Origin of the sequence: Bacillus sp. DJP31 (genome assembly GCF_049310945.1) — a bacterium.
Taxonomy (GTDB): Bacteria; Bacillota; Bacilli; order Bacillales; family SA4; genus Bacillus_BS.
The window spans coordinates 253,954-265,882 of record NZ_JBMERO010000002.1; the positions used below are offsets into that span (position 1 = coordinate 253,954).

11 protein-coding genes are annotated in these 11,929 nt (G+C 36.7%); all 11 read right to left on the minus strand.

The window, feature by feature from the left end; translation table 11 throughout:
- The 11 genes from ACOI1C_RS03690 to ACOI1C_RS03740 all read right to left on the minus strand — a co-directional run bounded on the left by ACOI1C_RS03690 (position 1) and on the right by ACOI1C_RS03740 (position 11,889).
- Complete coding sequence (locus tag ACOI1C_RS03690) at positions 1-1,374, minus strand: nucleoporin-interacting protein (RefSeq protein WP_422508094.1); 1,374 nt, start codon at positions 1,372-1,374, stop codon at positions 1-3.
- Positions 1,375-1,807: 433 nt separating this feature from the next.
- A complete protein-coding gene (locus tag ACOI1C_RS03695; protein WP_422508095.1) occupies positions 1,808-2,761 on the minus strand; it encodes an FTR1 family iron permease in 954 nt (317 codons plus the stop codon).
- Positions 2,762-2,785: 24 nt separating this feature from the next.
- Positions 2,786-3,538 carry a hypothetical protein gene (locus tag ACOI1C_RS03700; RefSeq protein WP_422508097.1) on the minus strand — a complete coding sequence of 251 codons (753 nt, stop codon included), beginning with the start codon at positions 3,536-3,538 and terminating at the stop codon, positions 2,786-2,788.
- A 105-nt stretch (positions 3,539-3,643) separates the two neighbouring features.
- On the minus strand, positions 3,644-4,426 hold the full coding sequence (locus tag ACOI1C_RS03705; RefSeq protein WP_422508099.1) for a glycosyltransferase family 2 protein: 783 nt from the start codon (positions 4,424-4,426) through the stop codon (positions 3,644-3,646).
- Positions 4,427-4,429: 3 nt separating this feature from the next.
- Positions 4,430-5,884, minus strand: coding sequence for an alkaline phosphatase family protein (locus ACOI1C_RS03710; protein ID WP_422508101.1), 1,455 nt, complete (start codon positions 5,882-5,884; stop codon positions 4,430-4,432).
- Positions 5,881-6,801: a lysylphosphatidylglycerol synthase transmembrane domain-containing protein gene (locus ACOI1C_RS03715; protein WP_422508103.1), complete on the minus strand. Its 921-nt coding sequence runs from the start codon at positions 6,799-6,801 to the stop codon at positions 5,881-5,883. The genes ACOI1C_RS03710 and ACOI1C_RS03715 overlap by 4 nt, the downstream gene beginning before the upstream one ends.
- Before the next feature lie 68 nt (positions 6,802-6,869).
- Entirely contained in the window at positions 6,870-8,090 is a 1,221-nt protein-coding gene (locus ACOI1C_RS03720; RefSeq protein ID WP_422508105.1) for a hypothetical protein, read from the minus strand.
- A 343-nt stretch (positions 8,091-8,433) separates the two neighbouring features.
- The gene (gene trxA / locus ACOI1C_RS03725; RefSeq protein ID WP_422508107.1) at positions 8,434-8,748 is read right to left on the minus strand and encodes a thioredoxin; all 315 of its coding nucleotides are present in this window, start codon (positions 8,746-8,748) and stop codon (positions 8,434-8,436) included.
- A gap of 492 nt (positions 8,749-9,240) precedes the next feature.
- Entirely contained in the window at positions 9,241-10,218 is a 978-nt protein-coding gene (locus ACOI1C_RS03730) for an electron transfer flavoprotein subunit alpha/FixB family protein (RefSeq protein WP_422508109.1), read from the minus strand.
- A gap of 45 nt (positions 10,219-10,263) precedes the next feature.
- On the minus strand, positions 10,264-11,037 hold the full coding sequence (locus ACOI1C_RS03735) for an electron transfer flavoprotein subunit beta/FixA family protein (RefSeq protein ID WP_422508110.1): 774 nt from the start codon (positions 11,035-11,037) through the stop codon (positions 10,264-10,266).
- A 78-nt stretch (positions 11,038-11,115) separates the two neighbouring features.
- Positions 11,116-11,889, minus strand: a complete 774-nt coding sequence (locus ACOI1C_RS03740; protein WP_422508112.1) for an enoyl-CoA hydratase — start codon at positions 11,887-11,889, stop codon at positions 11,116-11,118.
- Between the last annotated feature and the right edge of the window lie 40 nt (positions 11,890-11,929).

The following is an 11,929-nucleotide window of genomic DNA, read 5'->3' on the forward strand; positions in this document are numbered from 1 at the left end:
TTACCTTTTCCATTCATATAAATCAATCGTATAATAGACGGGATCAAATAATTTATTTGATCGAAAAGTATGAACAAGTTCAATATTTGAACGGACATCTATACCTTGATCTTTAAACCCATTTACAACATGACTCGTAACATAGATTGTATCATGTTTTTCTTGATGTATCTTCTGTAAAAAATAGTCATAAGAATATATCTTTTCGTGTTTATAATCAACCTCTAAATAATCCATTATTCTAGATTCTTCCCATGTGTATACACTCACATCTTCTTTTTGCTGTGATAGAAAGTACGAAAGTTGGTAGGTTGCAGGAATCTCAGTAGCTTGACTCTTTATATACATAGTAGAAATTGACAATTGAGATAGAAGTAGAGTTGTTAATAGTAAATAGATCCACTTCTTTCTAACAGAATTCAATAATAAGGAGGTAAAGAAATAGAACCCTAGTACATTAACAAGAGGTAAAATATGTCTTGGTTTATCGATATTTTGACCTAAAAACGCCCATAAAAAGTAGGCAACACCTAACACGATAAATGTAACATCAACTTTCTTCTGTTTATTACCTTTGAGATATAAAACAAGTAAAAATGTATATAACAAAAGTATGAATAGAGATTCTGAAAACAAGCCCACCCAAAGAATATTTAGAAATACGATCTTTATAAATCGAAAAAAGAATGGTACCTCTGTCTCAGTGACCACAGTGCCTCCCCAATCTTGAAAGTGTCCGATTGTAAATTCATAAGAAAGCTTAATAAAACCTATAAGACTTCCTTCTGACATGGCCACACCCATAATCCAAATGAATTGAAAAAGGATAGCCAAAATGATGAAACCCACAAGTTGCCGCCGGCTATGAATTCGTTTTGATTTCCAGTCATTCCACCATAGCAATAGTATCCCAACACCAAATGGAAAGTAAGATAACCTTACTCCTAGTAATAAACTAAATAGAAATAACGGGAGAATCTTCACATAGACGTTATGTGATTGATTAGCTTTTATTAGACTCCATAAATACCACCACAACAAGCCAATAGCTGCTCCTTCAGACATTGATTGTGTGACACATATATTGAAATATACAATGGATTGAAGAATAACTGTGACTAGGAAGCTATCAACTTTATTTACATATTTTTTACATAGCAAGAACATTGGAATGGAAGCTGATGAAAAGATGATTCCATTAAAGATTGCCAAAGCTTCAGAAGGATCCTCTATAAAACGATGTACGAGCATACCTCCAAGGATAAAATAAGGATATCCTGGGAAGTGAGGCTGCATATTTAATAGATCATAACGATGCATTGCGAGTGCAAAATCAACCTGATCATAGCTACTAGCAAATGGACTCACATACATGAATCGAGCGCATAAAAGTGTTATGAAAGAAATGAAACTTATGGTCACTATTATATATGACAGAATTCGATTATTTTCCTGGAAATATTTTTTATTCATATCTTCACCATTCAATTTTATTGTTTACGTTTTTTTATATAATGGCTACCTATAATAGGAGTTTTTTAGAAGCACCCCCTCGATAAATAAGTTGATTGGAGCGGAAGGTGCGAGACTCCAGCGGGATGAGTGGGATAGGTGAGACTCACGCAAGGTGTTTGCGCGGAGGAGGCTCACCGCCCACCACGCGGAAAGCGAGTATACTGGACCGGAAATCAACATCCTAGTTTAACGGAAACACATCTACTTGAGGTTATTTTAAATAACACCCTTGAGAAAAGAGTCTTCTTATAAAAAAAAGCACAAGACATCTGCCTCGTACTTCATTATACTTCTACTTAAATCTAGATTGTGTTTTTAAATTTATTCCTCGAATTGTCTCTGTCTTAGCAGTCTTAATTTTACCTACTTTTTCTTTTACTGTACTTCGCTCATTTTTACTACTCACAAGTAAGTAGATGACTACAAAATAACCAATGTACCCAACAACTTCTTCAATAGATGGCATGGACGAGTATCCAAACAAGGCTTTCAAGAAGATCCCAATGTCTCCAGACAGCAATGGAGCAACGCCATTGTCACGTACATAATGGGCATAATCAATTGGATGTTCCGGTAATAACCAAGTAATATCATATACATTTGGCATAACAGTACCAATGATTCTTAAATCCTGAAGCATGGAGATTCCTTGAATAAACAAACCTGCTGCAATCAAAATAATGAAAACTCCGGTCACTTTAAAGAAAGTCTTTAATGACACTCTCATGGTTCCTCTAAAGAAAAGGTAACTTACTATAGCCGCAATGATGAATCCAGTTATCGCACCCCAGCCCTGCATGGCTGCACCAATGTTCCCTCCAGTAATGGCGGCAAAAAAGAAAACGGTTTCAATGCCTTCTCGTAATACAACAAGGAAAGAGTGAACGACCATGCCTATAATATTTCCCGTTGTGATAAAGGTACTCATTTTCCCTTCCATACTACTCTTCATGTCTTTACTATGCTCAGCCATCCAAAACACCATTTGCGTAAGGAGTAAAGATGAAACAAAGATAATCCCAATCTTTAAATACATTTCACTACCCATTGCAGCAAAACTAGTCAAGACAACTTGAAAGACCATGGCAACACCGATACTAGCAAGAACCGCTAAACCAGAGCCAAGCCATACATACTTTGTATACATGCCTTGATCCATTCTTTTTAAGTAGGTCGTAATAATACCGACAATGAGTAAGGCTTCAAGTACTTCTCGAAATGTGATTAATAAGGCTTGAATTTCCAATGTTTCCACTCCCATGATGTAAAGTTATTTTCTCTTTTTAACAAACCAAACTGTACCTAAAATAACAGCAATTAATAGGATAATAGGTAACCAATTTTTCACATTCGAAATATCATTCCAAGCTTCCCCTGACTGCGAGAAAGTGTCCTCTTCTACCTCTTCTGAAAAGTGACCAATGTCAAGGCTACTCATTACAAAGACATCTTGTAGATGAGTTAATATATTTTCTTTTGATGTGCTAAACGTTTCCACATTTGACTCTACATTACCAACACCAAAGAGACCGGGGTTTCCGATAGATTCTAATGCTGTATTAAACTCTTCTGTTAACTGAATGTCTATGCTTTCGTCTTTTTCCACAATAACTGGGGATAAAACCTTATATGTAGCATGAGCCTTGGCAAGTAATCTTTTACTCACATTGTAATCACTAAAATTCTTCTCAACATTATCGAGTCGTCGTGCAATATTAAGTACTAGGACCTTTTCCATGTCTTCTTTGATTTTATCAACCTCTTCATCATCAAAGGCATTTAGAATAGCTTGAGATGGCTCTGGCCCCATGTGCATATCAATTTCCTCTTGGACCGTTTCATAGATTGTAAGGGCCTCTTGAAAGTTGGGAGGACTTTCACTTAGTCTCGCAACCATATCTGAATACGCTAACGCTACTAGCTCTTCATTGGGGTTTCCATATGAATAAGCACTTGCTAATTGTGGGATCATCAAAGTATTTAAAACCACTAAAATTATAGATAATAACTTAATAATACGCATTTTATCACTCCTACTCCATTAATGATAATGATTATCATAATTAATGTCAATGAAAAATCTGTTTCATACTAATAAAATTTCTGCAATGAGATCCTTCCTGACCACTTACCCATTTACTAGAGAAACAGATGACTTTTCACCTATCATACTATCGTCCACTTTGTGTGCTTTCCTATCAATACTCACCTTTTTTACCGGCCTTTTCATTTCTTTATATATTGCAGGTAAAACTGACCCTAGGTAGGCTTTAAATTTAATAAAAGACTGACCTTTTGTTCGAACACTATAGGGAATAGGAACCTCTAGAACTCTGAAGCCTTTTCTAACTAAATTTAGAGTTAGTACTTGAGCATAGTTATAATCATGAATTATCTCGGCATGCTTTATAGCCTGTTTACTAAAAGCCCTCATCCCCGATTGTCCATCATGAATCCATTTTCTGAGTAAGATCGATTGTAGGAAGGTAAAGCAGTAGTTACCAATTCGACGATGTAGTTTCATGCCATTGATCGTGCCAAGAAACCTAGAACCCATTGTATAGTCTGCTTCACCGTCAAATATAGGCTTAAGCAAACCTGGTATTTTAGTAGCAGGATATTCATTATCGGCATCAATCATAACAGCGATATCTGCATTATATTGATTACATTGAAGAAGTCCTTGGCGAACAGCCGCACCAAGTCCGCTATTTCTTTCCATGGAATAAATAAAATCTGCCCCTGCCTCTTTAGCTATTTGGATAGTTCTGTCGGTAGAGCCATCGTCAATCACAAGTACCTTCACCTCAACAAAAGGGTGAAAGTCCCGAGGGATGTTAGAAATCACCTTCCCAATCGACTCTTCCTCATTGAATGCAGGTAAAAAGACAATCACTTTCTGCTTTTTCATGTTCTAGATCCTTTCTTTTCTAATTGCCTCTGTTAAAACAGGACCACGACTATGACTTGGGAAGGGTGTACCTAGCAAATAAGCGATTGTAGGAGCTACAGAAACTAGACTATGCTTTTTATTAATTGTTAAGCCCTTGTTGATGGAGGGTCCGTGTATGATAAACGGGACGAATCGTTCCCCTTCGTCTAAATGACCGTGACCACCAATTCCATCTGCCTGTCCATGGTCCGCACAAATCATGAGTGTTGTATTTTCCATTTTGCCTTTATCCTTCAGGAAATCAATAAACTCTTCAACCAATCTATCTGCTTCTTTTATTTTCTCGAGGTATTCTGAGTATAATACCCCTCTACTATGTCCAGTTTGGTCTGTCGCGATTAACTGAACAACGAGCAAGTCTGGGTCTTCCTTTTCAACAAGTAACTTAGCCCTCTCGATAATGTTTCGATCCGCTACATCGTTGTTCATAACCGCAGTAACAGTTTCAACATCTTCTTCTCCTAATGAGTCTACAAGATGGGCAATTCCTAGGAGCTTCCCTTTCTTATTTACCTTTCGAAGGGAATCAAAGATGCTTTCCACCTTTATTCCAAGCTTCCAAACCATATTCGAGGTAATTCCATGTTCGAACGGATAGGTGCCTGTAAACATCGATGTAAAACATACGACAGTCCTAGCAGGATAAACCGTTTCCATTTGGGTGTATTCTGTTCCTTCCACACGGAGTTTATCGAGAAAAGGAGTGTCAGCAATATCAAAGCGGTCTTTTCGCATTCCATCTATAACAATGATGACCACTTTATCACTTAATGCCTTTTCCTGCTCTAAGTCCTTGTCCGTATATGTTGGGATAATGGCTGGCTTCCAATCAAAAAGGTAATGATGTAACACAATAGAAAATAGAAATATGACCACATAAAGAGTTAGGATCATTGAAATATTTAGATCATTAGCTAAGAACCCAACGTACTGATGATGCCAAACTGCTAATAGGAGTAAAAATTTCGGTAGCTGTTCCTGAGCATTACCACTTGTAGAATCACTATTTTTTAAAACAAGCTTCCAAAAGCGTGTAAAATTCAGTAGTGTAGTTCCTATTCTCAAATGATAATAAATAGTCCCCCAAAAAAAGACAGTGAAAAAGAAATATAGTGACAAGGCTAATACCCAGAGTGGAATTGGTGCCACTCCTCCGAGTAACAGAAAGAGTATTAAAGGCATCCATAAATAATTTCGTAAAAACAATGGAAAATCGAAAATAAAGTACATAACAAAAAGAGGTAATGTTATAAGGAAACTGATCAAAAATGCGTCTATTTGAACGGTACCTTTATGAAGAAACAAAAAAAATAGAATCATTGTTCCAACTGAAAAGATAGGAGTAAACGGTTTTCCTTCATTAAGTAAGTTCCAGCATCTTGCAGCAACTTTTTCAAACTTAGAAGCTTTCTTCATGGCTTAACCTCCTTAATCCATTTTTTTAATTGCTGAAAGGGAATCGGAAATAGTATGACTACAAAAAATCCAAATATATAAGCATATATGAATTTTGTCGCGTGTGTCATTAAGGCAATTGTATAAGCAGCGCTTGCATCCGTATTTAAGCTAATTAATGCCCATGACATGACAGCCTCATATGTACCGAGTCCACCCGGAGTTAATTGAAACACCTGTCCACCAACTGTGATACTGTTCACCCAAATTGATTTCAAGTAAGAAACTGGCTCGTAAAGGAGTCCCGCTACTGCAAAGACCACTATACCCTCAAGTATCCAGCTAAGTGCAACTAAAACAAAGATCATACTACCTTTTGGTCCATTTATTAACTGCGTAATCTCTAAAATGCGAGTTTTTATTTTAGGATAATTCGATAAAATACGTGTTCCAAATAATACAAAAACAATACCTAGTAGAATGGCTATACCAAATAATAACGGCTTTTTTAAGATCCCTAAAAACAAAAGCAATCCTAAACTAGAGAATAGACCTAAGAAAAGTAGATCCAAAATCCGCATTACAAATACAGATTCTGCAGCCCTTTTTATCGATAGTTCAGAACGATACGTAACTAGCCCTATCCGAACAAAGTCCCCCACCTTAATAGGTAATAGATGATTCACTAGTAGGCTATACATTAAACCAAAGAAACTTCGATGTATCGATAGTTCATTTCCTAAATATAGCTTCCAGGCTAGAGCACGCAAGAGAAAAGCTAAACTGTAAATGCTAAATATAATAAAAATTGTTAGTGGGGATTGTAGCAATTCACGTACAGCTTGACCTATTAATTCTCGTTCAAAATACCTTACAGATAGGTATAGAAAAATAATGATTAAACAAACACCTAGAAATCTTTTGATTATCTTTTTCATTTTTTGAGCCTTTCAGCATCCTTAGTGATAGAAAAAAAGCCGCATAGCGGCTTCGTTATATCTATGAATTATTTAACTAATTCAGTTAATGCATCAACAACAGCTTTACTATGTGTAGATGCTTTATCCTTATTACCATCGATAATTGCATTATACCATTCTTCAGCTTGCTTTAAAGTCTCTACTGCTTTATCTTCACCTAACTTAGCTTTTAAATCAAGTTCAATTGCTTTAGAAAACATGTTTCCTTCAAGTGCTTGAATACGAGCATCAACTACCTTTTCCTCGGCAAGAGATGTCACAACTTTTTCATGATATCCTGTAATCTTTCCAACAATTGCTTTTACAAAGAGATTTTGAACCTCTTGAGCCTTTATTGTTTCAGCTGGAGTCGTGCTAAGTGAGAAAATCTCATCTAATCTAGCTGCTGCTGCTTCATCTCCACCAGATAGAGACCCTTTAATGGCTTGGTAGAATCCCCAAGCTTCAGCTTGCATAATTTGTAAATCCAAACCTGATTTTCCTTCTTTGACAGCTGCTTCAATTTTTTCCGCATAAGATCTTGCTGCCAAGAAGTAGCTGCGGTATACAGACTTATCTGTGATTTGTAAAAATACCTTATAATCATCTAGATTGCCAGCTTTTAGTGCCTCTTCTTGAGTAGATAAGCCTGTTAAAATATTTTCTTCCATGCTAGAGTCATTTGGAAATTTGTAGTATTCATCACGTTTCATGGCAGTTGGAAGTAAGAGACCGTTTACTAAGAATTTAATTTCTTCAAACGCTGCTTCTGCCTTTGGCTGATCTTTAGCCTCTAAAGCTGCAATAACATCTTTGTGCAAGTTCTTTTGCTTTTGATAGAAGTAAGCTTGAGATAACTTATCTACTAACTGTTTCGCTATTATCGGTTCAATTTCACTATTTATAGCAGCCCCTATCGCTGCAGTAATGCCCTGGTCATATGATTCATCGACTTCCGTTACAGCACTTTGAAGACCTTCTGTGTATGTCATAGATACTAATTCCCAATCTACTACTTGACCTTCTTTTGCCTTACCAGCTTCATCCATCATTGTATGATAAGCAGTTAATTGTTTACCTGTAAGAGATTCTTCAACGGCAACTGTTTCCACAGCTGATGTTGCATCCTCCGTGTCTGTTTCCTCTACAACTTCACTTTCAGTTGTTACTGGTTCAACCGCAGTTTTTTCATCATTACCACAACCAGATAATACTGCACCTGCTAAAAGAGCTGTTGCAAAAAAAGAAAGTACTGTTCGTTTTTTCATTTATTTCTTCCCCCTATATATGTATGATTGAAAATGATTTTCATTAACAATTATCATTATAAGAGAGAACGATTATCATTGTCAATATAAAAATATAACACTTTATTAAAGGATTGAAGTTTTACAGAAACCTAATTTCAGTTTTAGCTTTATAAAATTAGAAGTATAGACGTCACCAATTTGATTACTGGTAATAATTAATAGGAACGGGGATAGTGTAAACAAAAATATATTCTAAACCAACCTACATAAAAAAACGCATTTGATTTTCAATAAGAAAATCAAATGCGTTTTAGCGTACTTTTATAGTTGTTATCCTAGACATAACTAATTACTAGTTCGTTTACACGTGTTTCTCTAATACTTCAGCTAAAGCATCCTTCGGTTGGAAACCGACCACTTTATCAACTACTTCTCCGTTTTTCATAACAAGAAGTGTGGGTATGCTCATTACTCCATACTTACTAGCTGTTTCTTGGTTTTGGTCAATATCTAATTTGACAATCTTTACTTTATCTCCCATTTCACCATCAAGTTCTTCAAGAACTGGAGCAATCATCTTACAAGGCCCACACCAAGGTGCCCAAAAATCAGCTAATACAAGACCTTCACTTGTTTCAGTTGAGAAATTTTGATCATTTACGTTTGAAATTGCCATTTGAATTCCTCCTAATAAATTGCTTCTTTGACTATAACCAAAGTATACCATCTCACTTTTTCACATGCTAACTTTTTGCTCACAATTAATTTACCCATGATATATCCATTCATGCTCTAAATAAAATCAAGGTTCTGTTACTGTTCAATGTGGTCTTACGGTTTAGCGTTTTTCTTAAACATTGTTACTAATTAACCAAAAATAGTTTCCTCTCCAGGATGCTCGCTTTCCGCTCCTCCAATCAACTTATTTATCAAAGGGAAAATTTACAAACTCCCATCTAAAAGCAACATTTTTTTAGAAAAGGGATTTAATCTTTGGGGTTGGGATTATGTTTCGTTTTTTTGTTTGGTTTTTTTGTTTGGGGTTCATGGATTTTGATTTTTGGTTTCAGTCTTCGTATCGATGCCGCCCTTCCCCGCATAGGGAGGGAAACTGATTTCATACTAAAATAAAAAGCCACCGCATCTCTGCAGTAGCTCCTCTTATATATTAAGAATGTACTTTTAATTTCTTAAACTCTTCCGTCAACAATGGCACTATTTCAAATAGATCTCCTACAATACCGTAGTCTGCTACTTTGAAAATATTTGCTTCTGGATCCTTATTAATCGCAACAATAACTTTTGAGTTAGACATCCCAGCTAAGTGTTGGATAGCTCCTGAAATTCCGCAAGCAATGTATAAATCAGGAGTTACAACTTTACCTGTTTGACCAATCTGGAGGGAGTAATCACAGTATTCAGCATCACAAGCCCCACGTGAAGCACCCACAGCTCCACCTAAAACAGCAGCTAGCTCTTTTAAAGGATTAAAGCCGTCTTCACTTTTTACACCACGACCACCAGAAATGACTACTTTTGCTTCAGAAAGGTCTACACCTTCTGTCGCCTTACGAACAATTTCTTTTACGATTGTGCGTAAGTCTTTAATATCAACAGCTAAAGCAGAAACTGAGCCGGAACGTGCAGGATCGGCAACTAAAGAAGCAATGTTATTTGGACGTACAGTCGCAAAAATCAAACCATCTGTAACAATTTTCTTTTCAAATGCTTTTCCAGAATAGATTGGACGAGTGAACACGATATTCCCGCCAGCTACCTCAATGTCAGTAACATCTGAGATGAGACCCGAATTTAACTTACTCGCTATTTTAGGAGAAAGGTCTTTCCCAAGAGCCGTATGACCAAATACGAGTCCTTCAGGCTTTTCTGCGTCAATCGCAGCCATTACTGCCTGTGAGTAGCCATCAGGAGTGTAGTTTTTTAAGTTTGCATGCTCAACAGTTAGAACACGATCTGCCCCATAATGAAAAAGTTGTTCGGTTAATCCACTAACTTGCTCTCCAACTAAAAGGGCTACTACCTCTCCACCTTCAGCAATTTGTTTAGCTGCTCCAATCGCTTCGAATGAAACATTACGTAATCCACCTTCACGTACTTCACCTAATACAAGAACTTTTTTAGCCATCTTTAATTACCTCCTTGATCGATTGTAAGTATGAATAACGGTGAATTACACCACTTTAGCTTCTGTATGAAGTAATGAAACTAGCTCTTTTACCTGGTCTTGTAGGTCACCCACTAAAATCTTGCCTGCTTCCTTTTTAGGAGGTAGATAGATTTCAATTGTCTTAGTTTTTGCTTCAACATCTTCTTCTTCTAAATCTAAATCATCTAGTTCCAGTTCTTCAAGTGGCTTCTTTTTCGCCTTCATGATACCTGGTAGTGAAGGATATCTTGGCTCATTTAAACCTTGTTGTGCAGTTACTAGAACAGGTAGTGATGTTTCAATGACTTCTGAATCACCTTCAACATCACGTTCAATTTTAACAGTAGTACCATCTACTTCAAGCTTCGTAATAGTCGTTACATAAGGAATGTTTAGAAGTTCGGCTAGTCGTGGGCCTACTTGTCCCGTACCACCATCAATGGCAACATTCCCACCAAGAATAATATCAACTTCTTTATCTTCAAAGAACTTAGCTAAAATAGTAGCGGTTGTATACTGATCTCCATTTTCAATATCGTCCTCGATATTAATTAAGACGGCCTTATCAGCGCCCATTGCTAATGCTGTGCGTAACTGTTTCTCAGAATCTTCTCCACCAACAGTAACAACTGTTACTTCGCCCCCATTGCTGTCGCGAAGCTGTATGGCTTCCTCAATTGCATATTCATCGTAAGGATTGATAATAAATTCAGCACCATCTTCGGCAATTTTCCCGTTTGAAATTGCGATTTTTTCTTCCGTATCAAAAGTTCTTTTCATGAGTACAAAAATATTCATTGTATACCCTCCTTGGGATTTTGCAATTGTATATAGATTTCTACCATTTTAAGAATTCCAGAAATTTTTTTAAAAAAACTACTTGCCTTTAAATATAGGCTCACGTTTCTCAATAAAAGCAGCTATACCTTCTTGACCGTCTTCTGATGTAAACACTTCACCAAACAGCGTGGCTTCGCGTTTTACTCCTTCAAAAAATGCACCTGCTTTTGAGTAATTAAGTAACTCAATTGCAGCCTTCATTGAAACAGGGCTCTTCTTTGCAATCTTTTTTGCTAGTTTGAGAGATTCTTCTAAAAGTAACTCTTCAGATACAGCAAAATTAGCTAGACCAAGCGTAACAGCTTCTGTTCCCGAAATAGGATCACTCGTTAGTAGCATTTCAGCGGCCTTTGGTGCACCAACAAAACGAGTAAGTCGTTGAGTACCTGCAAAGCCTGGAATTAAGCCAAGTTGCAATTCAGGGAGTCCGAGTTTGGCATTCTCTGATACTATTCTCATATGACATCCCATTGCTAATTCAAGCCCCCCACCTAATGCTGCACCATGAATGGCGGCAATAATAGGCTTCGGAAAGCTTTCCATTCTCTCAAACAGATCTTGTCCATATGTTGAAAGCTTCTCGAATTCTTCTCCGTTTGGAACCGTAGTAAACTCTTTAATATCGGCACCAGCAGAAAAGAAACGACCTTCTCCATGTAGTAATAATACCCTAACATCGTCTGACTGTTCAAGCTCATTTAATACAAATGAAAGCTCTTTCAAAACATGAGATGATAGAGCATTTGCTGGAGCTCTATTCAATGTAATTATCGCAACTGAATCATTTACTACTACTTTAAAGTACTCCAACTAGTCATCCTCCTAATAATCAGCGTAACATTCTCTTAGA